Raw genomic sequence first — 23,550 nt, forward strand, 5'->3', positions numbered from 1 at the left:
CTGCTTGGGCGTTGGCCGTACCCTGAATTGAGTAGAGGTATCCCATGGTTATCTGGTTATTGGCGGGACTCGCAGCAGCGATTGCCCTGGCGTATCGACAAGCCGCTGCGACGCTCTGGCTAGGTGCCGGCCTGGTCTGGCTGGCGGTCGGTTACCTGTTCAACGTGGTGGCCGGTTTCGGCGCCGGTGTGGTGGCGGTGCTGGTGGTATTGCCCGCGCTGCTGCTGACGATCAAACCCCTGCGCCGCACCCTGTTGACCAGCAAGGCCCTGGGCCTTTTTCGCAGCATCATGCCGGCGATGTCCGACACCGAGCGCGCCGCCATCGAGTCCGGCACTGTGTGGTGGGACGCCGAGCTGTTCAGCGGCAAGCCGCGCTGGGAGCGCCTGCTGCAAGCCGCACCGGCCAGCCTCAGCACTGAAGAACAGGCCTTTCTCGATAACGAAGTCGAGACCCTGTGCGACATGTCCAACGACTGGGAAACCACCCAGGTCTGGCAAGACATGTCCCCGGAAGGCTGGCAGTACACCAAGGACGCCGGTTTCCTCGGCATGATCATTCCCAAGCAATACGGCGGCAAAGGCTTCTCTCACTATGCGCATTCGCAGGTGGTGATGAAGCTTTCCACCCGTTGCTCGGCGGCGGCGATTTCGGTGATGGTGCCCAACTCCCTGGGCCCGGCCGAGCTGCTGCTGCACTACGGCACCGACGCCCAGCGCAACTATTACCTGCCACGCCTGGCCCGTGGCGAAGATATCCCGTGCTTCGCCCTGACCAGCCCGTATGCCGGCTCCGATGCTGGGGCGATTCCGGACCTGGGCATCGTCTGCAAAGGCCTGCATGAAGGTGAGGAAGTGCTGGGTTTTCGCGTGACCTGGGACAAGCGCTACATCACCCTCGGACCGATCGCCACGGTGCTTGGCCTGGCCTTTCGCGCAGAGGATCCGGACGGTCTGTTGGGGCAACCTGGCTCTTTGGGCATCACCTGTGCGTTGATCCCAACCACTCATCCGGGCGTGAACAGCGGCCGGCGTCATTGGCCGCTCAATGCCGTGTTCCAGAACGGCCCGACCACCGGCAAGGATGTATTTATCCCACTGGAATGGGTGATCGGCGGCCGCGAGCAAGTGGGCAACGGCTGGCGCATGCTGATGGAATGCCTGGCTGCCGGGCGGGCGATTTCCCTGCCGTCGGCCAACGTCGGCCTGGGCAAGGTCGCTGTGCGCGGTACCACCGCTTATGCGGCGATGCGTAAACAGTTCGGCCTGCCAATCGGCAAGTTCGAAGGCGTGCAGGCGCCACTGGCGCGCATGGCGGGGCATCTGTATGCCTGTGATGCGGTGCGCAAGGTGTCGGTGGCTTCACTGGATGCCGGTGAAAAACCGTCGGTGATCTCGGCCATCGCCAAATACCACGTCACCGAGCGTGCGCGAATCATCGTCAACGACGGCATGGACATCGTTGCCGGCAAGGGCATCTGCATGGGCCCCAACAACTTCCTCGCCCGGGCCTACCAGCAAAGCCCCATCGCCATCACCGTGGAAGGCGCGAACATCATGACCCGCTGCCTGATCATCTACGGCCAGGGCCTGATTCGTTGCCATCCGTACGTGTTCCGCGAGATGGAAGCGGCGCGCAACACGGATCGGCGCAAGGCGTTGGTGGATTTCGACAGTGCGATGTTCGGTCATCTGAGCTTTGTGTTGGCCAATACCGTACGTGCAGCGGTGCATGCGCTGACAGGCGGGCGGTTGATTTCGGTGCCGGGCAAGACCGATCCGGCGCTGGCGTCCTACTACCGCCAGGCCAATCGGCTGTCGGTGGTGCTGGCGTTGATCTCGGACATTTCCATGGGCGTGCTGGGCGGTGCCCTCAAGCGCAAGGAAAGTATCACGGGGCGGCTGGGGGATATTCTGTCCCAACTGTACATCCTGTCCTGCGTGCTCAAGCGCTTTGAGGACGATGGCCGGCCACAGCCGGATTTGCCGCTGGTGCATTGGGCCGCTCAGGACGCGTTACTGCGCGCCCATGAGGCCTTGGCTGAAGTGCTCGATAACTACCCGTCGAAAGCGGCGGCGGCCGTGGTGCGTGGTTTGACGTTCCCGTTTGGCATTCCACTGCGCAAACCGTCTGACCGTCTGTTGGCGCAAGTGGCGGAGTTGGTGCAAGTGCCGGGGGAAACCCGCGACCGCTTGCTGGGTAATTCCTACATTCCGCGGCCGGAAATCGACAAGCTGGCTTATGGCGAACTGGGGTTCCGGCTGTTGCCACAAGTGGAGCTGATCGAGGCGCGGCTCAAGGGTGCGGTCAAGCAGGGCCTGATCGAACCGATGCCGATTTCCGGTGTTGCGTTCACCCCATGGCGGGTCAAGGCGCGGGCGCTGGACCTGATCAGCGACGACGAAGACAGCTTGCTGGCGCGTTACGTGGAATACGGCGATCACGCGATCCAGGTCGACGACTTCCCGCAGGACTTCGGCTTGCTGGAGGCCTTGCAACAGCGTCAACAGGCGTTGGAGCTGGCGGCCAAACCCAGTGTGAAAAAGCGTGCAAACCAAGGCGAAAACGCGACGGTCAACTGACCCACTGTAGGAGCGAGCTGGCTCGCGAAGGTCGTTAACGATAACGCGGGAAACCTGACACCCAACGGCGCTCTCCGGTTTTTCGCGAGCAAGCTCGCTCCTACAGAGAATTACGACAGGACCCATTTATGAGTGACAGCTACCTTTCTTTCGTCAATTCGCCTTGGGGCCGCTGGCTGGCCCAGACCGCCGGGCTGCCGCAACCCCTGGCGCTGCAACGCCACCGCAGCGGCCAACACGGTCTGGCCAACCCGGTGATCGTGGCCGGGGCAGGGCGCCTGGCGGCTGAAATCCAGCGGATCTTCACCGCCACCGACACGGTGACCGCCAGCGCCGCGACCCTCAAGGCGCCTTCCACGGTCAAGGTTCAGGGCGCCGTATTCGACGCCAGCGACATCGCCGACCTCAAGCAACTGGACGAGCTCTACGAATTCTTCCACGCCAACGCCAAGCGCCTGGGCCAACACGCCCGCGTGGTGGTGCTCGGCACCGCGCCGGAGCGGTGCAAGGATTTGCCGCAAGCCGTCGCTCAACGCGCGCTTGAAGGCCTGGTGCGCTCATTGGCCAAGGAGCTGCGCCGGGCGATCACCGTGCAGTTGATCTACGTCGCACCGGGTGCCGAAAGCACGCTGGAAAGCAGTCTGCGGTTCTTCCTGTCGCGGCGCTCGGCCTATGTATCGGGGCAGGTGGTGCGCCTCGAAAAACCAGTCGACACCCAAACCGAAATCAACTGGGACAAACCCCTCAACGGCCGCCGCGCCCTGGTCACTGGCGCCTCACGTGGCATCGGCCTGGCAATCGCCCAGGTGCTGGCCCGTGACGGTGCGCAAGTGGTCTGCGTGGATGTGCCCCAGGCCCAGGAATTGCTGCAACAGGCCGCCAGCAGTGTCGGCGGCACCGCGCTGGCGCTGGACATCACCGCCACTGATGCCGCGCAGCAGTTGCAAACCCATGTCAGCCAACACGGCGCATTCGACGTGGTGGTGCACAACGCCGGGATCACCCGCGACAAGACCATCGCCAAGATGACCGAGGCCGCCTGGCGCAGCGTGCTGGCGGTCAACCTGGAAGCGCCGCTGCACCTGAGCACGGCACTGCTGGAAAGCCAGGGCCTGAAGCCGGGCGGGCGAATCGTATGTGTCTCGTCGATTTCCGGCATCGCCGGCAACCTGGGGCAAAGCAACTACGCCACCTCCAAGGCTGGAGTGATCGGTCTGGTGCAAGGCCTGGCACCGCAAGCAGCGGCGCAGCAGGTAACGGTGAATGCCGTGGCGCCCGGTTTTATCGAAACCCAGATGACCGCGAAGATCCCGCTGATGATTCGCGAAGCGGGGCGGCGGATGAATTCCATGTCCCAGGGCGGCCAGCCCATCGACGTGGCGGAAACCATCGCCTGGCTGGCGCATCCGGCTTCCGGCGGGGTCAACGGCCAGGTGGTGCGGGTTTGCGGCCAAAGCCTGTTGGGAGCCTGAACATGGACTATGTGACGCAGATTATTGATCCGCCGCCACCGCGTTCGCGGCTGTTGCTCGATGGCGTCTTGGCGCTGCGCAAACCCAAGGTTGAAGGCGCACCGACGTTACCGAAAGAGCGTCTGGTGCGTTCAGCGGTCGAGCTGTCTGCCCAAGGTATTGCAGCCTACGGTCGGGCCTGCGGTTTTCGCCGCGAGCAGGGCGTGCCGCTGTCCTACCCCCAGGTGCTGGCGTTCCCATTGCACCTGATGCTGTTGACCCGGCCGAGCTTCCCATACCCGGCAAGCGGCATGGTGCATCTGGCCAATCGTATTCGTCAGCATCAACGGCTGGAGGAGGGCCAGGCCTTGCGCCTGGAGGTGTATTGCGAGCGCTGGGTCGCTCATCCGAAAGGTCAGGCCCTGAGCATCGCCACCCGTGCCTACAGCGCGGGCACCCTGGTGTGGGAGAGCGACAGCCTGTACTTGCGCCGTGACGTAAACGCCCCGGTCGGTGAGCCATGGAACGACGTGTTGCCGTTGCAGGAAGAGGGTTTGCTGCGCACCCAGCGCTGGGTGTTGCCGGCTGATCTGGGGCGGCGGTTCGCCAAGGTCTCGGGGGATTTCAACCCGATTCATACCTCGGTGATCGGGGCCAAACTCTTCGGTTTTCGCCGGGCCATCGCCCACGGCATGTGGACCCTTGGCCGCGCACTGGCGGCCCAGCAACCGCCGGGTGGACTGGATCAGGCCGAGGCCCATTGCGATTTCAAATTGCCGATCTTCCTGCCCGGCCAGGTGGCCCTGTGGAACGTCCCGCCCACCGGCCCGCGCCGTGAGTTTGAAGTGCGCAATTTCGCCGGTGACAAACCCCATATGCGTGGGCTGTTTATCTGGAATGAGAACGATCGATGAGTGACTACAGCTTCAACCCGGCCCCGACCCGCCGCGTGGCGATTATCGGCGGCAACCGCATTCCGTTTGCCCGCTCCAACACCGTGTACGCCCATGACAGCAACCAGGATTTGCTGGTCGCCGCCCTGCAAGGCCTGGTGGACCGCTACAACCTCCACGGCCTGCGCCTGGGCGAATTTGCTGCCGGTGCCGTGATCAAGCATTCCCGGGATTTCAACCTGGCCCGGGAAAGCCTGCTGTCCACCACGCTGTCTCCCGAAACCCCGGCCTACGACCTGCAACAAGCCTGCGGCACGGGCCTTGAAGCGGCGTTGCTGGTGGCCAATAAAATCGCCCTCGGGCAGATCGAAGTGGGCATCGCCGGTGGTTCCGACACCACGTCCGACGCGCCCATTGGCATCAATGAATCCCTGCGCCGTACGTTGCTTTCAGCCAACCGCGCCAAGGGCACCGGCGCCACGTTAAAAGCCTTGATGAGCGTGCGCCCGTCGATGTTTTTCAAGCCGCTGCTGCCGCGCAATGGCGAGCCGCGCACCGGCTTGTCCATGGGTGAACACTGCGAAGAAATGGCCAAGCGCTGGCAGATCAAGCGCCTGGCCCAAGACGAGCTTACCCTCACCAGCCATCAGCGTCTGGACGCGGCGTACAAGCAGGGTTTCTTCGACGACCTGATCAGCCCGCATCGCGGCCTGGCCCGGGATAACAACCTGCGGGCCGACGCCAGCCTGGAGAAACTCGCCAGTCTGTCCCCGGCCTACGACCGCCAGAACGGCACGCTCACCGCCGGCAACTCCACGCCCCTGACCGATGGCGCCTCGGTGGTGCTGCTGGCCAGTGAAGAGTGGGCCGCCGAACGCGGCTTGCCCGTATTGGCTTATTTAAGAACCGGCGAAACCGCGGCAGTGAATTTCGTCGACGGCACCGAAGGCCTGCTCATGGCCCCGGCTTACGCCGTGCCACGCATGCTCCAGCGCGAAGGCCTGACGTTCGCCGACTTTGATCTTTTCGAGATCCACGAAGCCTTCGCCGCCCAGGTGCTGTGCACCCTCAAGGCCTGGGAAGACCCGGATTACTGCCGCGACCGCCTGGGCCACGACGCGCCGCTGGGCAGCATCGACCGCGCCAAAATGAACGTCAACGGCGGCTCCCTTGGTTGCGGTCACCCGTTCGCCGCCACCGGTGGCCGGCAACTGGCAGCACTGGCCAAGGCCATCCACCAGCGCGGCGGCGGGCGTGGCTTGATTTCGATCTGCGCGGCGGGTGGGTTGGGCATTACCGCCATCGTTGAGAAGTAGTGCCAAACCATAAAAACAACAAGGAGACTGCCATGAACGCTGTAAGCCTGGAACAGACCGAACGCCTCTGGTTGAACGCTTACCTGCCCGGCGTACCGGCAGACATCGACGCCGGCATCGAGGAGTACCCGTCGTTGCGCGAGGTGTTCCTGGAGCACCTGCACACGTTCCGCGACCGCGTGGCCTACGTCAGCATCGGCACTGAAATGACCTATGCCGATTGGGAGGTCCAGGGCCTTGCCTTCGCGGCCTGGCTGCAAGCCCAGGGCGTGAAGAAGGGCGACCGGGTGGCGCTGATGATGCCCAACTGCTTGCAATACCCGATCTGCCTGCTGGGCACGATCCTGGCGGGCGCGGTGGTGGTCAACGTCAACCCGCTGTACACCGCACGGGAGCTTCAGCACCTGCTCAAGGACAGTGAAGCGCAGACCATCGTGATCTTCGAAAACTTCGCCCACACCCTAGAGAAGGTGGTTGCTGCCAGCACCGTCAAACGCGTCGTGATCGCGGCCATCGGCGACCTGCTCGGCACGTTCAAGGGCGCAGCGATGAACTTCATCCTGCGCAGCGTGCAAAAGCAGGTACCGCGCTTCAACCTGCCGGGTGCGGTGCGCTTCAACCAGGTGTTGAAACAGGGGCGCGTGCAGACCCATTTGCCCGTGCCGATGAATCGCGAAGACCTGGCTTTTCTGCAATACACCGGTGGCACCACCGGCGACGCCAAGGGCGTGATGCTTAGCCACCGCAATATCATCGCCAACCTGTTGCAGGCCAAGGCGTGGGTGGGTGATCAACTGGACCAGAACCAACAGGAAACCAACGTCACGCTGCTGCCGCTGTACCACATCTTTTCCCTGACAGTGAACTGCCTGATGTTCATGTGCCTGGGCGGGCGCAACATCCTGATCGCCAACCCACGGGACGTGAAGCGGGTTCAGATGATCCTGCGCAAGGAGCGCTTCAACGGGATTGCCGGGGTGAATACGCTGTTTAACGGCTTGCTGGAAAACAAGGAGTTTTGCGCCCGGGATTTCTCCGACCTGCGCATGGTGATCGCCGGCGGCATGGCCACCCACACCGCTGTAGCCAAGCGCTGGAAGGAAGTCACCGGCTTGCCGATCATCGAAGGCTACGGCCTTACCGAGTGCTCGCCGGTGGTGAGTATCAGCCCCATCGACATCTCACGCATGCGCGAGATGGAATTTACCGGCAGCATTGGTGTGCCGTTGCCGTCGACCTGGGTGCGGTTCATTCGTGAAGACGGTGAGTTGGCGGAGCTGGGCGAGCAGGGCGAACTGCAAGTACGCGGTCCGCAGGTGATGCAGGGTTACTGGAAACGCCCGGCGGAAACGGCCGAGGTGCTGGATGCCGAAGGGTGGCTGTCTACCGGGGATATCGGGGTGATGAATGAGCAGGGCTTCATTCGCCTGGTGGACCGCAAGAAAGACATGATTCTGGTGTCCGGGTTTAACGTGTACCCCAACGAGATCGAAGACGTGGTGGCATTGCATCCGGGCGTCGGGGAAGTGGCGGCGATTGGGGTTGAAGATGGCGTGACTGGCGAGCGGGTGAAAATCATCGTGGTGCGTAAAGACCCGAGTTTGACCCAGGAGCAGATCCTGGCGCATTGCCGGGAATATTTGACGGGGTACAAGGTGCCGCGGTTTGTGGAGTTTCGTACGCAGGAGTTGCCCAAGACGACGGTGGGCAAGGTGTTGCGGAGGGCGTTGCGCTAATCCCGAAAATGCTTAGGACCAATGTGGCGAGGGAGCTTGCTCCCGCTGGGCTGCGCAGCAGACCCAAAAAAAGCGGGAGCGCTGCGCACTCCAGCGGGAGCAAGCTCCCTCGCCACAGGGTTCAGCGTTTTCCGCTTATTCAGTCGTCGAACCCCACCTGCTCATGAATCTCATCGACCTTCAACTCCAGCCGATACGCCACGGCAATAAACAACGCCTGGCACAGGCACAGCGTCGCACTCAGTGACCTGAACGCAAACGACGACCCTTCATTCACCAGCAACACCGTGCTTGCCCGCTTGGCCAGGGGCGACAGGTTGCTGTCGGTGATAATCAGCGTCTTGGCCTGATGATGCTGGGCAATCCGCAGGCAGTGCTGGGTTTCCTTGCCGTAGGGCGTAAAGCTGATGGCAATCACCAGATCGTTGGCCCGCACACTGCGCATCTGCTCGCGGTAGCTGCCGCCCAACCCCGACACCAGGTGAATCCGCTTGTTGGTGTGCTGCAGGTTGTACACCAGGTAATCCGCCACGGCGAACGAGCGGCGCACGCCCACCACGTAGATATTGTCGGCATTCACCACCAGGTCCACAGCCTTGTCGAAGGCCACGTCGTCCAATTCCAGCCCCAGGCGCTCGATCCCGGAGAGGGTGGCATTCACGCACTCACGCGCCAAGTCGCCGCCGCTGGCTTTCTGCGACTTGTTGGCGATCATGCTGCGGATGCGCTGCTGGTAGTTCTGTACCGGCGTGGTCTTGTGGGTGTAGGCCTCGCGGAACAGCGCCTGCATCTCACTGAAGCCACTGAAACCAAAACGCTGGGAAAACCGCACGATGGCCGACGGGTGCACTTCGCATTCGCGGGCAATATCGCTGATGCGGTCGACCATGATCCGGTCGCTCTGCTGGCTCATGTAGCTGGCGATGCGCTTGAGCTGGCGCGGCAGGCTCTCGTATTCATCGGTGATCAGCTGCAACAGCCGTTCGGCGTTTAGCGGCGGGCTGGCGAGTGCGTCTTCCGGGGCGCTCTGGGACATAGGGAATCCTTCTGGCTTGTTCTTATAGGGCGCGTTGCAGCGCCCCTGACAATAAGTCGATGTGCGCAAGTCTACAGGGTAGGCGCAAAAAAATACCTCGGCATCCCGCGCCACGGTGCAGCTGAAACGATGCACCGTGACTGGAACACACCGATGGTGACGTATTGGAAAATATATTCCACAAAAAATATTTATAGAATAAATATTGATTGGCGTCGCCAGACGTTCTAGTCTGCTTGCACCAAGAGCGTATGCCGCCACCACGACGGCACACGCAGGCTGATAAAAATAACAGGAGCCAGCATGGGCCAGACTCGTTTTGCCAGTGGGCGTCAATTGGATCTGATTTGCCTGGGACGCCTGGGCGTCGACCTTTACGCACAACAAGTAGGTGCACGGCTGGAGGACGTCTCAAGCTTCGCCAAGTACCTCGGCGGTTCCTCCGCCAACATCGCGTTCGGTACCGCGCGGCTGGGGCTGCGGTCGGCGATGTTGAGCCGGGTGGGGGATGACCACATGGGACGTTTCCTGCTGGAATCCCTGGCCCGCGAAGGCTGCGACGTCAGCGGGATCAAGGTCGACCCGGAACGCCTCACTGCCATGGTGCTGCTGGGCCTCAAGGACCGCGAAACCTTCCCGCTGGTGTTCTACCGCGAGAACTGCGCCGATATGGCCCTGCGCGCCGAAGACATCAGCGAAGCCTTTATTGCTTCCAGCAAGGCGCTGCTGATCACCGGCACCCACTTCTCCACCGACGGCGTGTACAAGGCCAGCATCCAGGCCCTGGACTACGCCGAGAAGCACAACGTCAAGCGTGTGCTCGATATCGACTACCGCCCTGTGCTCTGGGGCCTGGCCGGCAAGGCCGACGGCGAAACCCGGTTTGTGGCCGACCAGAATGTCAGCCAGCACGTGCAAAAAATCCTTCCGCGTTTTGACCTGATCGTCGGCACCGAAGAAGAATTCCTGATTGCCGGTGGCAGCGAAGATTTGCTCACCGCTTTGCGCACCGTGCGCGGCCTGACCTCGGCAACCCTGGTGGTCAAGCTTGGCCCGCAAGGCTGCACGGTGGTCCACGGCGACATCCCGGCGCGTCTCGAAGACGGTGCCATCTATCCCGGTGTACGGGTGGAAGTGCTTAACGTCTTGGGCGCCGGTGATGCCTTTATGTCCGGTTTCCTCAGCGGTTGGCTCATCGATGCCAGCGACGAGCGCTGCTGCCAGCTGGCCAATGCCTGCGGTGGCCTGGTGGTGTCGCGCCATGCCTGCGCGCCGGCCATGCCGACCCGTGCCGAACTCGATTACCTGTTCAACAGCCCGGTGCCGATTACCCGCCCGGATCAGGACGCCGTGCTGCAACGCCTGCACCGGGTCAGTGTGCCGCGCAAAGCCTGGAAGCAGCTGTTTGTGTTTGCCTTCGACCATCGCTGGCAGTTGGTAGAGCTGGCACAAAAGGGTGGCCAGGACCTGGCGCGGATCAGCGCCCTCAAGCAACTGTTTATTCAGGCTGTGGAACGGGTTGAAAGCAAACTGGCCGAGCAGGGCGTCGAGGCCGATGTCGGGATTCTGGCCGATCAACGCTTTGGCCAGGACGCGCTGAACGCTGCCAGCGGTCGCGGCTGGTGGATCGCCCGTCCCGTGGAAGTCCAGAACTCACGGCCATTGGTCTTTGAACACGGTCGCTCAGTGGGCAGCAACCTGATCGCCTGGCCTCAGGAACAGATCATCAAGTGCCTGGTGCAATTTCACCCCGACGACGAGCCGCTGCTGCGCCTGGAACAGGAAGCGCAACTCAAGAGCTTGTACCAGGCGTCCCTGGTCAGCGGTCATGAGCTGCTGCTGGAAGTCGTGCCGCCCAAGGATCACCCGTCCAGCTACCCCGACGTGCTCTATCGCAGCCTCAAGCGCCTGTACAACCTGGGCATCTACCCGGCGTGGTGGAAGATCGAGACGCAGTCGGCCGCGGACTGGAAAAAGCTCGACGAGCTGATCCAGGAACGCGATCCCTACTGCCGGGGCGTGGTGCTGCTGGGCCTGAACGCTTCCGCCGAATGCCTGGCCGATGGCTTCCGGCAAGCCAGCCAGAGCCAGACCTGCCGTGGTTTCGCTGTGGGCCGCACGATCTTCCAGGAACCAAGCCGTGCATGGCTTGCGGGGGAGATTGACGATGAGGGGTTGATTCAACAAGCGCAGGGCATATTCGAACAATTGATCAATGCCTGGCGCAGCTCTCGAAGTTAACCGCCGGTCGTTGATTGGAATGCAATCAAATGTGGGAGCTGGCTTGCCTGCGATGCAGGCGGCCCGGTCTAACAGATAGACCGAGTTGATGCTATCGCAGGCAAGCCAGCTCCCACATAAAGCAGATCTCAGGCAACTCTGAAAAACAATAATAGGTGCAGCCATGCCCGCTATCCGAATTGGCATCAACCCGATCTCCTGGAGCAACGACGACCTGCCGGCCCTGGGCGGCGAAACGCCGTTGAGCACAGCCCTCAGCGAAGGCAAGGACATCGGCTACGAAGGCTTCGAACTCAACGGTAAATTCCCCAAGGACGCCAAAGGCGTTGGCGATGTATTGCGCCCCTACGACCTGGCACTGGTCTCCGGCTGGTACTCCAGCCGCCTGGCCCAGCGCTCGGTGGCGCAAGAAATCGAGGCCATCGCCGGCCACGTCGAACTGCTGCGCGAGAACGGCGCCACCGTATTGGTGTACGGCGAAGTCGCCGACTCGATCCAGGGCTCACCGGTACGCCTGATCGAACGCCCGCGCTTCCACAGCGAACAGGCCTGGCAGGAATACGCCGACAAGCTCACCGAACTGGCGCGCTTTACCCTGTCCCAGGGCGTGCGCCTGGCGTACCACCATCATATGGGCGCCTATGTTGAATCCCCGCAAGACATCGACACCCTGATGCGCCTCACCGGCCCGGAAGTCGGCCTGCTGTTCGATTCGGGTCACTGCTACATGGGTGGCGGCGAACCTATCGAGGTGCTGCGCAAACACATCGACCGCATATGCCACGTGCACTTCAAGGACGTGCGCAAACCGGTGGTGCAACTGGCGCGCAACCAGATGTGGAGCTTCCCGGACTGCATCGTCAACGGCACCTTCACCGTGCCCGGCGACGGTGATATCGACTTCGCGGCGCTGCTGGACGTGCTGCTGGCCGCCAACTACCACGGCTGGCTGGTGGTGGAGGCTGAGCAGGATCCTGCGGTGGCACCGAGCTACATCTATGCGAAGAAGGGTTACGACACGCTGCGTGCTCTTCTCAATGAGAGGATCGGACAATGAGCCTGTTGGTCAAAAGCAGCAAGCGTGGGCAAACCATGGTCGCGCTGGAAGAGGGGCGCCTGGAATATGTGGGTTTCGCCGCCTACCGCCTGAGCCTGGGCGAAACCCTGCCCGTGACTGCCGGTGACAAAGAACTGTGCCTGGTGCTGCTCAGCGGCCGGGTGACTATTCAGGGTGAAGGTTTCAACTGGGAAAACCTCGGCGATCGCCACTCGGTCTTCGAAGACAAATCCCCCTTCGCCGCTTACTTGCCGCCTGGTACCGACGCCCAGGTCACCGCGCTCAGCGACGTGCAAATCGCCGTCTGCGCGGCTCCCGGTTCCACTGACGCGGGCCTGGCGCCACGCCTGATCCGCCCCGAACACTGCAAGCGCAGCGTACGCGGCAAAGGCGCCAACACCCGCTATGTGTGCGACATCCTGCCCGACAGCGAGCCCGCTCATTCGCTGCTGGTGGTGGAGGTGCGCACGCCGTCCGGTCACTCGTCGAGCTACCCGCCCCACAAGCACGACACCGACGATTTGCCGCACCAGAGCTTTCTCGAAGAAACCTATTACCACCAGATCAACCCGCCCCAGGGCTTTGTGTTCCAGCGCGTCTACACCGACGACCGCAGCATCGACCAGGCCATGGCCGTGGAAAACAGCGACCTGGTGGTGGTGCCCAAGGGTTATCACCCGGTCAGCGTGCCGTATGGCTACGAGTCCTACTACCTGAACGTGATGGCCGGCCCCAAGCGCGCCTGGCATTTTCATAACGACCCGCAGCACAGCTGGCTGCTGGATCTTTAAGCACTTTCGACGGAGAACAAGAACAATGAGCAACGCCCCGGTAATCGGCCACTACATCAACGGCCAGGTGCAGGACAGCGCCAGCGAGCGCTTCAGCAATGTGTTCAACCCGGCCACTGGCGAAGTCCAGGCCCGCGTAGGGCTGGCCAGCCAGAAGACCGTCGATGAAGCCGTGGCCTCGGCACTGAAAGCCTTCCCGGCGTGGTCCGAACAATCGTCTTTGCGCCGTTCACGGGTGCTGTTCAAGTTCAAGGAATTGCTCGACCAGCACCACGATGAACTGGCCGCAATCATCAGTCGCGAACACGGCAAGGTGTTCTCCGACGCCAAGGGCGAAGTCACCCGCGGCATCGAGATTGTCGAGTACGCCTGTGGTGCACCCAACCTGTTGAAAACCGATTTCAGCGACAACATCGGCGGCGGCATCGACAACTGGAACCTGCGCCAGCCGCTGGGCGTGTGCGCCGGCATTACCCCGTTCAACTTCCCGGTGATGGTGCCGCTGTGGATGATCCCGCTGGCGTTGGCCACCGGTAACTGCTTCATCCTCAAGCCTTCCGAGCGTGACCCGTCCGCCAGTTTGCTGATGGCCCGCCTGCTGACCGAAGCCGGGCTGCCCGACGGTGTGTTCAACGTGGTGCAGGGCGACAAAAGCGCGGTTGACGGCCTGTTGCAGCACCCGGATATCGAAGCGATTTCGTTTGTCGGCTCCACGCCGATTGCCGAGTACATTCACCAGCAGGCCACCCAGCGCGGCAAGCGTGTGCAGGCGTTGGGCGGCGCGAAGAACCACATGATCGTGATGCCCGACGCCGACCTGGACCAGGCGGCTGACGCCTTGATCGGCGCGGCGTACGGCTCGGCCGGCGAGCGTTGCATGGCGATTTCGATTGCGGTTGTGGTGGGCGATGTCGGTGACAAGCTGATCGAAAAACTGCTGCCACGGATCGACCAGTTGAAGGTCGGCAACGGCATGCAGAAAGACAGCGAAATGGGGCCGCTGGTCACCGCTGAACACAAGGCCAAGGTCGAAGGTTTTATCGACCAGGGCGTGGCTCAGGGCGCGAAGCTGATCGTCGACGGTCGTGGCTTCAAGGTGCCGGGCGCGGAGGGTGGTTTCTTCGTCGGCGCAACCTTGTTCGATAACGTCACGACCGAGATGAGCATCTACCAGCAAGAGATTTTCGGGCCAGTGCTGGGCATCGTGCGGGTGGCGGATTTCGCCAGCGCGGTGGCCTTGATCAACGCCCATGAGTTCGGCAACGGCGTGTCGTGCTTTACCAGCGATGGTGGCATCGCCCGCGCGTTTGCCCGCAACATCAAGGTCGGTATGGTCGGCATCAACGTGCCGATTCCGGTGCCGATGGCCTGGCATTCGTTTGGTGGCTGGAAGCGCTCGCTGTTCGGCGACCACCATGCCTACGGCGAAGAAGGCATTCGTTTCTACAGCCGCTACAAAAGCGTTATGCAACGCTGGCCCGACAGCATCGCCAAGGGCCCTGAATTCAGCATGCCAACCGCCAAGTAATGTTTAAGTGTGGAGCACAACAATAATGAAGTCGCCTCTACGTTTTGCCCTGAACCGCATGGTCGCCCCCAGCCTTTCCCTGCCGGACTTTATCCAGCTGGCGGTGACCCTCAAATGCGACGCCATCGAGATTCGCAACGACCTCAAGGGCATCGAGATTGAAGACGGCACGCCTGCCAGCCGCGTGCGCGAATTGTGCGCGGTGCACTGCATCACCGTGCTCTCGATCAACGCGCTGTACCCGTTCGATGTGTGGAATGACGAGCGCCGTGCCCAGGCGATCAAGTTGGCCGCCTATGCCCGCGAATGCGGCGCGCAGGCGTTGGTGATGTGCCCGCTGAACGACCGCGCCGACCCGCGCAACGAAGCCCGGCGCGCAGCCGGTTTGCGCACTGCCTTGAGCGAACTGGCGCCGATCCTGCGCGAGTACGGCATTCTCGGTTTCGTCGAGCCCCTGGGCTTTGAAGAATGCTCCCTGCGCCGCAAGCGAGTGGCGGTGGATGCGATCAAGGCCATTGGCGGGCTGGATGTGTTCCGCGTGGTGCACGACACCTTTCACCACCACTTGGCCAGCGAACATGAGTTTTTCCCCGAGCTGACCGGGCTGGTGCACATCTCCGGTGTGGAAGACGCCGAGGCGCCGCTGAACTCGATCCGCGACGGTCACCGCGTGCTGGTGGGCGAGGGTGACATTCTGGGCAATGCCGCACAGATCGACACCTTGCTCAGCACCGGCTACAGCGGTTACCTGTCGTTTGAGCCATTTGCCGAAAGCGTGCATGGCCTGGCGGACATCAAGCAGGCGCTGGGCGCAAGCATCGCCCACCTGCAGAAACGATAAGGGGCACCACATGACCACAACCCGATTGACCATGGCCCAGGCCCTGGTGAAGTTTCTGGATAACCAGTACATCGAAGTCGACGGTGTGCAGAGCAAATTTGTCGCGGGTATATTCACGATTTTTGGCCACGGCAATGTGCTGGGCCTGGGCCAGGCCCTGGAGCAGGACAGCGGCGACCTGGTGGTGCATCAGGGTCGCAACGAGCAAGGCATGGCCCACGCGGCGATTGGTTTTGCCAAGCAGCACTTGCGCCGTAAGATTTACGCGTGTTCCTCCTCGGTTGGCCCGGGCGCGGCGAATATGTTGACCGCGGCGGCAACCGCGACCGCCAACCGGATTCCGTTGCTGCTGTTGCCCGGTGATGTGTACGCCAGCCGCCAGCCGGACCCGGTGCTGCAACAGATCGAGCAGTTCCACGATTTGAGCATCAGCACCAACGATGCCTTCCGTGCGGTCAGCAAATACTGGGACCGCATCAACCGCCCGGAACAGCTGATGACGGCAGCGATCCACGCCATGCGTGTGCTCACCGACCCTGCAGAAACCGGCGCCGTGACTCTTGCCCTGCCGCAGGATGTGCAAGGCGAAGCGTGGGATTACCCGGATTACTTCCTGCAAAAACGCGTGCACCGTATTGACCGTCGTCCGGCGACCGAGGCGATGCTGGGCGACGCCGTAGCGGCGTTCAAAGGCAAGCGAAAACCACTGATCGTGTGCGGCGGCGGGGTCAAATACTCCGGCGCGAATGCCGCGTTGCAAGCCTTTGCCGAACGCTTCGACATTCCTTTCGCCGAAACCCAGGCGGGCAAGAGCGCGGTGGTTTCCAGCCATCCACTGAACCTCGGCGGCCTGGGTGAAACCGGCTGCCTGGCAGCGAACCTGCTGGCGCCGGAAGCCGACCTGATCATTGGCATCGGCACGCGTTATACCGACTTCACCACGTCGTCGAAGTCATTGTTCAAACACCCTGAAGTGCAATTTCTGAACCTCAATATCAGCCCGTGTGATGCGCTGAAACTTGATGGCGTGCAATTGCTGGCGGATGCCAAAGTGGGCCTGGAAGCACTGGCCGAAGCGCTGGGCGACTACCGCTCCAGCTGGGGCGATCAACCACGGGATGCCAAGGTGCAGTTGGACGCCGAAGTCGACCGCATCTACCAGGCCGAATACCAGACCGAAAACTTCGTGCCGGAAATCAACGACCACATGGACCCGGCGGTGCTGCGCGAATTCATCGAATTGACCGGCTCCTGCCTGACCCAAAGCCGTGTACTCGGTGTGCTCAACGAAACCCTGGCCGACGACGCGATCATCGTCGCCGCCGCTGGCAGCCTGCCCGGCGACCTGCAGCGCAGCTGGCGCAGCAAGGGCGTCAACACCTACCACGTCGAATACGGTTATTCGTGCATGGGCTACGAAGTTAACGCGGCCCTGGGCGTCAAGCTGGCCGAACCTGAGCGCGAGGTGTACGCGCTGGTGGGCGACGGCTCGTACATGATGCTGCACTCGGAGCTGGCGACCTCGATCCAGGAGCGGCGCAAGATCAACGTGGTGCTGCTGGACAACATGACCTTCGGCTGCATCAACAATTTGCAGATGGAACACGGCATGGACAGCTTCGGCACCGAGTTCCGGTTCCGTAACCCTGAAACCGGCAAGCTCGACGGCGGTTTTGTGCCGGTGGATTTCGCCATGAGCGCGGCGGCCTATGGCTGCAAGACGTATAAGGTCAACACCGTGGAGCAGTTGCAGGCGGCGCTGGCCGATGCGCGCATGCAAACGGTGTCGACGCTGATTGATATCAAGGTCCTGCCCAAAACCATGATCCACAAATACCTGTCGTGGTGGCGTGTCGGTGTGGCGCAGGTGTCCACCAGCGAACGCACCGATGCGGTGGCCAAACAACTCAATGAACGCCTGGCCAAGGCCCGGCAGTACTAATAACAAGAGGAGTGTTTCCATGTCTTTGAAGTTGGGTGTTATCGGTACTGGCGCCATTGGCCGTGACCATATTCGTCGTTGCAGCCAGACCTTGCTCAACAGCCAGGTGGTGGCCGTGACGGACATCAACCTTGAACAAGCTGCCAAGGTCGTCGCTGACCTGAAACTCACCGCCGAGGTCTACCCGGACGGCCACGCGCTGATCAACTCGCCGCAAGTCGAGGCGATCCTGGTGACCTCCTGGGGCCCGAGCCACGAAGAGTTCGTGCTGGCCGCGATTGCCGCCGGCAAACCGGTGTTCTGCGAGAAGCCGCTGGCAGTGACTGCCGAAGGCTGCCGCAAAATCGTCGAGGCCGAAGTGGCCCACGGCAAGCGCCTGGTACAGGTGGGCTTCATGCGCCCGTATGACGAGGGTTATCGCGCCCTCAAAGCCGTGATCGACAGCGGCCAGATCGGTGAGCCGTTGATGCTGCACTGCGCCCACCGCAACCCGACGGTGGGTGAGAACTACAAGACCGACATGGCGATCACCGACACCTTGATCCACGAGCTGGATGTGTTGCGCTGGTTGCTGGCCGATGACTATGTGTCGGTGCAGGTGGTGTTCCCTCGCAAATCGAGCAAGGCGCTGGCGCACTTGCGTGATCCGCAGATCGTGCTGCTGGAAACCGCCAAGGGCACGCGCATCGATGTGGAAGTGTTTGTGAACTGCCAGTACGGCTACGACATTCAGTGTGAAGTGGTGGGGGAGACTGGCATTGCCAAGTTGCCGGAACCGTCCCAGGTGCAGATGCGCAGCGGGGCCAAGCTGTCGAACGCGATTCTGATGGATTGGAAAGACCGGTTTATCGCGGCGTACGACGTTGAGCTGCAAGCGTTTATCGATAGTGTGAGGGCAGGGCAGGTAGGCGGGCCGTCGGCGTGGGATGGTTTTGCGGCAGCGGTGGCGGCGGATGCGTGTATCGAGGCGCAGAACAGTGGGCAGATTGTGAAAGTGGGTTTGCCGGAGCGGCCACATTTCTACGGCTAACCACAACCCTCACTGAAGGAATGCAGTCAGTGTGGGAGCGGGCTTTCATTCAACCTTTGCATCGACTGACCCGCCGCCTTCGCGAGCAAGCCCGCTCCCACATTTGACCGAGTTCCTGCATCAAATTCGGGAGATCTCAAGCATGCGCATCGCATTAGACCCCTACATGTACCGCCACCTGCCCCTCGGCCAGATGGTCGACAAGGCCGCCGAACTCGGCTACCAGCACATCGAACTCTCACCCCGTGAAGACTTCCTGCCGTTCTACAAGGCCGCCCGGGTTGACCGGGCGCGCATCAAGGAATTTCGCAAGGCCCTGAGCGACGCCGGCGTGCAACTCTCCTCCTTGTTGCCCATGTACCACTGGGCCGCCGCCGACGAAGGCCTGCGCGTTGCCGCCGTACGCAACTGGAAGCGCGCGATCCAGATCGCCGTGGAAATGGACTGCGAGCTGGTCAACACTGAATTTACCGGCCAGTCCGACAACCCGCTGGTCTGCGAAAACCAGTTCATGCGCTCTATGGACGAATTGATGCCGGAGTTCGAACGCGAAGGCGTCAAGCTGGATATCCAGGCGCACCCGTATGACTTCTGCGAGCGCAACAACGAGTCGGTCGATATCATTCGTGGCCTCGACCGCGACTGGATCAATTACCTCTACGCGGCGCCGCACACTTTTTTCTACGACGACGGCAAGGGCGATATCGCCTCGATGCTCAAGTACGCAGGCTCCAAGCTCAGCCACTTGATCATCGCCGATACCTATAACCACCGGGCGTCGTCCAACCTGCGCTACATCGTCAACCCGCCGGGTGTGACCGCCACCGTGCACCAGCACCTGGACATCGGCCAGGGCGAGGTGAACTGGGATGCGTTTTTCGACACCCTGCGGGAAATCAAGTTCGACGGCATCGCCACAGTGTCGGTGTTTGCCTGGGAAGACCGGCCGGATGAGTCCAACCGGATGATGCTGGAGCGGGTCACCCGCGAACTTTGCTGTTAGATCGTTGTGGCTTGCTCTGTGGCGAGGGAGCTTGCTCCCGCTGGGGTGCGAAGCGCCCCCAAAAGCTTGCGACTGCTACGCAGCCGAACGGGAGCAAGCTCCCTCGCCACAATTAACCAAGGAGTATCTGTATGCGAATCGGACTGGTTGGATACGGCCACGGTGGCCGATTTTTTCACGCACCGCTGATTGCCAGCCTGCCGGGGGCGACCTTTGTGGGCGTCGTCACCCGTTCACCCGAGCGTCGCCTGCAATTGGCCGCTGAGCATCCCGGCGTAAAAGCCTTCGATACCATCGGCCAGATCGTCGAGGCCGGCGTCGATGCCCTGGTGATCTCCACCACCCTCAAGGGCCGCCCCGCGCTGGTCTTGGAAGCCATCGAACACGGTGTGGCGGTGGTCAGCGACAAACCCTTCGCCAGTAACGCCGAACAGGCCCAGGCCCTGATTACCGCCGCCGAACGCCAGGGCGTGCTGCTCAGCGTCTACCAGAACCGGCGCTGGGACTCGGATTTCCTGACCCTGCGCAAGCTGATCGATGCCGGTGCCCTGGGCACCATCACCCGGTTTGAATCCCGGGTGGAACGCTTCAAGCCTGAAGCTGTGGGCAATGCCAGCGGCGGCGGGTTCCTGCGTGACCTGGGCAGCCATCTGGTGGACCAGGCCATGCAGCTGTTCGGCCCGGTGGAGCGGGTGTTCGCGCAATTGCACTACACCGCAGATGAGCCCAACGTCGACCACGGCTTCTTTGTATCGCTGACCCACGCCAACGGGGTGATTTCGCACCTGTGGGGCAGTGCCCTGCAAAACAGCCAGGCCCCGCGTTTTCGGGTCAATGGCACGGCCGGTTGCTACACCGTCGAAGGGCTGGACGGCCAGGAAGACTTGCTGATGGCCGGCAAAACCCCGAAAACCGAAGGCGAGCACTGGGGCGCCGAAGAGCACCGACGTTGGGGCTGGTTCGAGCAAGGCGAGGAGCGCGAGCGGGTCCCGTCGGAAAAGGGCCGCTGGAACCAGTTCTACAGTCAGCTGCAAAGCGCGGTGGAAGGCCATGGTCCGTTGCCGGTGGATGCCCGGGATGCGCTGCAAACCACCCGTGTACTCGACGCGGCGCGTCTCAGTTCCGAGCGCCGGCAGGTGGTGGAAATGCACACCGTGGAAAGCCAAGGATGAAAAATAGAATAAAATTCTAAAATAAGTTGATATGGAAATTATTTTCCAATAAAGTCATTCCAGGTTGCATAAAGTACGTTCGGACTCGATTCGGGCGACTCGACAAAAACAAGATCAAAACAACCAGGTACCGTCAGATGAAAATCTTCAACGCTGTACTGCGAATTTTACGTCCTGCCCTCAAGCCTCGCGGTCTGCCCCGCGCCCGGCCGTTTTACTTTTCCCTCCTGAATGTCCTGTGCGTCGAAAGCAAGGGTTCCCTGGTGTGCTGCATTCCGGGGGCGCCGATCGTTCGACTGCCGACAGCTTCGCTCTGAAAAACGCAACGTCCACAAAACCAACAAGAAATTGGAGACAGACCGTTCATGAAGACCCCGATCCGTTTTACCGCGCTGGCCCTGTCCATGATGCTCGCCAGTGGTTTCGCCACGGCCGCCGATATCAAGGTGGGCGTGAGCATGTCGGCGTTCGATGACACCTTCCTGACCTACCTGCGTGAGGACATGGACAAGCAAGCCAAGTCCTACCCCAAGGGTGACGGCGTACAACTGCAGTTCGAAGACGCCCGCGCCGATGTGGTCAAGCAATTGAGCCAGGTCGAGAACTTTATCAGTCAGAAAGTCGACGCCATCATCGTCAACCCGGTCGACACCGCGTCTACCGCCAATATCAGCAAGGCCGCTCTCGCAGCGGGCATTCCGCTGGTGTACGTCAACCGCCGTCCCGACCAGAAAGATCTGCCCAAGGGCATCGTGGCGGTGACCTCCAATGACGTCGAGGCCGGCCAGTTGCAAATGCAGTACATCGCTGAAAAGCTCGGCGGCAAGGGCAAGATTGTGATCCTGCTGGGTGACCTGGCGAACAACTCCACCACCAACCGCACCAAGGGTGTGAAGGAAGTGTTGGCCAAATACCCGGGCATCACCATCGAGCAGGAGCAGACCGGTGTCTGGCTGCGTGACAAGGGCATGACCCTGGTCAATGACTGGCTGACCCAGGGCCGCGAATTCAACGCGGTGCTGGCCAACAACGACGAGATGGCGATCGGTGCGTCCATGGCCTTGAAGTCGGCGGGCACCAAGCCGGGCACCGTGTTGATTGCGGGGGTTGATGGCACGCCGGACGGTTTGAACGCGATTACCAAGGGTGACATGGCCGCGTCGGCCTTCCAGGATGCCAATGGCCAAGCGGTGGGTTCGGTGGAAGCGGCACGCAAGATGGCCAAGCACGAGGCGGTGGAGCAGAACGTGGTGATCCCGTTCAAGCTGATCACCCCGGACAACGTCAAAGACTTCAAGTAGCCCTTAATAACAACAATAAACCGGCAGGGCAGCCACGGCGGCCCTGCTGACGGAGTACCCGATATGTTTGCTCAAGCGACTGCTTCGCAAGCCCCGCTGCCGGGCCCCCAGCCTGACGGGCTGGCCGAGCCCTACCTGCTGGAAATCTCCAACATCAGCAAAGGCTTTCCCGGCGTCGTGGCCCTGGCCGATGTGCAGCTGCGGGTGCGCCCCGGTTCGGTGCTGGCGCTGATGGGTGAGAACGGCGCGGGCAAGTCGACGTTGATGAAGATCATTGCCGGCATCTATCAACCCGACGCCGGTGAAATCCGCTTGCGTGGCAAGCCGATCAAATTCGAAACACCGTTGGCGGCGCAGAAGGCGGGGATCGCGATGATCCACCAGGAACTCAACCTGATGCCGCACATGAGCATCGCCGAGAACATCTGGATCGGCCGCGAACAGCTCAACGGCCTGCACATGATCAACCATCGGGAAATGCACCGCTGCACCGCCGAGTTGCTGGCGCGGCTGCGGATCAACCTCGACCCGGAAGAACACGTCGGCAACCTGAGCATCGCCGAGCGGCAGATGGTCGAGATTGCCAAGGCGGTGTCCTATGACTCCGACATCCTGATCATGGATGAACCGACCTCAGCCATTACCGACAAGGAAGTGGCCCACCTGTTTTCGATCATTGCCGACCTCAAGTCCCAGGGCAAAGGCATCATCTACATCACCCATAAAATGAACGAAGTGTTCGCCATCGCCGATGAAGTGGCGGTGTTCCGCGATGGCGCCTATATCGGCCTGCAGCGGGCCGACAGCATGAACAGCGACAGCCTGATCTCGATGATGGTGGGGCGTGAGCTGAGCCAGCTGTTCCCGGTGCGGGACAAGCCCATCGGCAAGCTGCTGCTGTCGGTGCGCGACCTGCGCCTGGACGGCGTATTCCAGGGCGTGTCGTTTGACCTGCACGCCGGGGAGATTCTCGGCATCGCGGGGTTGATGGGCTCTGGCCGTACCAACGTGGCCGAAACCATTTTTGGCATCACCCCAAGCTCCGGCGGCGAGATCCAGCTGGACGGCAAGACCGTGCGCATTACCGACCCGCACATGGCGATCGAGAAGGGCTTCGCGCTGCTGACCGAAGACCGCAAGCTCAGCGGCCTGTTCCCCTGCCTGTCGGTGCTCGAAAACATGGAAATGGCCGTGCTGCCGCATTACTCCGGCAACGGCTTTATCCAGCAAAAAGCCCTGCGTGCGCTGTGTGAAGACATGTGCACCAAACTGCGGGTGAAAACCCCGTCGCTGGAGCAGTGCATCGACACCTTGTCTGGTGGCAACCAGCAAAAAGCCCTGTTGGCCCGGTGGTTGATGACCAACCCGCGTTTGTTGATCCTCGACGAACCCACCCGTGGCATCGACGTAGGCGCCAAGGCCGAGATCTACCGGCTGATTTCCTACCTGGCCAGCGAAGGCATGGCCGTGATCATGATTTCCTCGGAGCTGCCGGAGGTGCTGGGCATGAGCGACCGGGTGATGGTGATGCACGAAGGCGACCTGATGGGCACCCTGGACCGTGCGGATGCGACCCAGGAAAAAGTCATGCAACTGGCTTCCGGTATGACGGCGGTCCACTAACGAATAA

General features: G+C 61.7%; 17 protein-coding genes and 1 pseudogene. 17 read left to right on the forward strand and 1 reads right to left on the reverse strand.

Annotated features, from left to right (window positions below; genetic code table 11):
• Nucleotides 1–44: 44 nt before the first annotated feature.
• From CEC48_RS21720 to CEC48_RS21740, 6 genes and pseudogenes are all read left to right on the forward strand, one after another.
• Complete coding sequence (locus tag CEC48_RS21720) at nt 45–2,582, forward strand: acyl-CoA dehydrogenase (RefSeq protein WP_088425613.1); 2,538 nt, start codon at nt 45–47, stop codon at nt 2,580–2,582.
• 6 nt (nt 2,583–2,588) lie between these two features.
• Nucleotides 2,589–2,687 (forward strand): annotated as a pseudogene (locus tag CEC48_RS32240) (outer membrane lipoprotein carrier protein LolA); the annotation flags it as partial.
• Between the two features lie 23 nt (nt 2,688–2,710).
• The gene (locus tag CEC48_RS21725; RefSeq protein WP_088425614.1) at nt 2,711–4,054 is read left to right on the forward strand and encodes a 3-oxoacyl-ACP reductase; all 1,344 of its coding nucleotides are present in this window, start codon (nt 2,711–2,713) and stop codon (nt 4,052–4,054) included.
• Between the two features lie 2 nt (nt 4,055–4,056).
• Nucleotides 4,057–4,947, forward strand: a complete 891-nt coding sequence (locus CEC48_RS21730; protein WP_088425615.1) for a MaoC/PaaZ C-terminal domain-containing protein — start codon at nt 4,057–4,059, stop codon at nt 4,945–4,947.
• Nucleotides 4,944–6,242, forward strand: coding sequence for an acetyl-CoA C-acetyltransferase (locus tag CEC48_RS21735; RefSeq protein WP_088425616.1), 1,299 nt, complete (start codon nt 4,944–4,946; stop codon nt 6,240–6,242). Before CEC48_RS21730 ends, CEC48_RS21735 begins: the two co-directional genes overlap by 4 nt.
• A gap of 32 nt (nt 6,243–6,274) precedes the next feature.
• Complete coding sequence (locus tag CEC48_RS21740; protein ID WP_088425617.1) at nt 6,275–7,978, forward strand: AMP-binding protein; 1,704 nt, start codon at nt 6,275–6,277, stop codon at nt 7,976–7,978.
• Between the two features lie 139 nt (nt 7,979–8,117).
• Here CEC48_RS21740 and CEC48_RS21745 read toward each other — a convergent pair whose 3' ends face one another.
• Nucleotides 8,118–9,014, reverse strand: a complete 897-nt coding sequence (locus CEC48_RS21745) for a MurR/RpiR family transcriptional regulator (RefSeq protein ID WP_076016234.1) — start codon at nt 9,012–9,014, stop codon at nt 8,118–8,120.
• 303 nt (nt 9,015–9,317) lie between these two features.
• On the opposite strand from CEC48_RS21745, the gene iolC reads away from it, so the two are divergent.
• The 11 genes from iolC (at nt 9,318) to CEC48_RS21805 (ending at nt 23,543) form a co-directional block, all read left to right on the forward strand.
• Nucleotides 9,318–11,255: a 5-dehydro-2-deoxygluconokinase gene (gene iolC, locus CEC48_RS21750; protein ID WP_088425618.1), complete on the forward strand. Its 1,938-nt coding sequence runs from the start codon at nt 9,318–9,320 to the stop codon at nt 11,253–11,255.
• A 163-nt stretch (nt 11,256–11,418) separates the two neighbouring features.
• Complete coding sequence (iolE, locus tag CEC48_RS21755; RefSeq protein WP_088425619.1) at nt 11,419–12,312, forward strand: myo-inosose-2 dehydratase; 894 nt, start codon at nt 11,419–11,421, stop codon at nt 12,310–12,312.
• Nucleotides 12,309–13,103, forward strand: coding sequence for a 5-deoxy-glucuronate isomerase (gene iolB, locus CEC48_RS21760; RefSeq protein ID WP_088425620.1), 795 nt, complete (start codon nt 12,309–12,311; stop codon nt 13,101–13,103). The genes iolE and iolB overlap by 4 nt, the downstream gene beginning before the upstream one ends.
• Before the next feature lie 25 nt (nt 13,104–13,128).
• On the forward strand, nt 13,129–14,631 hold the full coding sequence (locus CEC48_RS21765) for a CoA-acylating methylmalonate-semialdehyde dehydrogenase (protein ID WP_088425621.1): 1,503 nt from the start codon (nt 13,129–13,131) through the stop codon (nt 14,629–14,631).
• A gap of 25 nt (nt 14,632–14,656) precedes the next feature.
• Nucleotides 14,657–15,472, forward strand: coding sequence for a TIM barrel protein (locus tag CEC48_RS21770; protein ID WP_088425622.1), 816 nt, complete (start codon nt 14,657–14,659; stop codon nt 15,470–15,472).
• A 10-nt stretch (nt 15,473–15,482) separates the two neighbouring features.
• A complete protein-coding gene (gene iolD, locus CEC48_RS21775) occupies nt 15,483–17,414 on the forward strand; it encodes a 3D-(3,5/4)-trihydroxycyclohexane-1,2-dione acylhydrolase (decyclizing) (protein WP_088425623.1) in 1,932 nt (643 codons plus the stop codon).
• Between the two features lie 19 nt (nt 17,415–17,433).
• On the forward strand, nt 17,434–18,444 hold the full coding sequence (locus CEC48_RS21780) for a Gfo/Idh/MocA family protein (protein WP_088425624.1): 1,011 nt from the start codon (nt 17,434–17,436) through the stop codon (nt 18,442–18,444).
• A gap of 142 nt (nt 18,445–18,586) precedes the next feature.
• Nucleotides 18,587–19,447 (forward strand): sugar phosphate isomerase/epimerase family protein, encoded by an 861-nt coding sequence (locus CEC48_RS21785; RefSeq protein WP_088425625.1) that lies wholly within the window; start codon nt 18,587–18,589, stop codon nt 19,445–19,447.
• A 131-nt stretch (nt 19,448–19,578) separates the two neighbouring features.
• Nucleotides 19,579–20,619, forward strand: a complete 1,041-nt coding sequence (locus CEC48_RS21790) for a Gfo/Idh/MocA family oxidoreductase (RefSeq protein ID WP_088425626.1) — start codon at nt 19,579–19,581, stop codon at nt 20,617–20,619.
• Between the two features lie 365 nt (nt 20,620–20,984).
• Nucleotides 20,985–21,920 (forward strand): sugar ABC transporter substrate-binding protein, encoded by a 936-nt coding sequence (locus CEC48_RS21800; RefSeq protein ID WP_088425628.1) that lies wholly within the window; start codon nt 20,985–20,987, stop codon nt 21,918–21,920.
• 63 nt (nt 21,921–21,983) lie between these two features.
• A complete protein-coding gene (locus CEC48_RS21805; RefSeq protein ID WP_088425629.1) occupies nt 21,984–23,543 on the forward strand; it encodes a sugar ABC transporter ATP-binding protein in 1,560 nt (519 codons plus the stop codon).
• Nucleotides 23,544–23,550: the final 7 nt, after the last annotated feature.

Source organism: Pseudomonas sp. K2I15, assembly GCF_002204795.1.
Taxonomy (GTDB): domain Bacteria; phylum Pseudomonadota; class Gammaproteobacteria; order Pseudomonadales; family Pseudomonadaceae; genus Aquipseudomonas.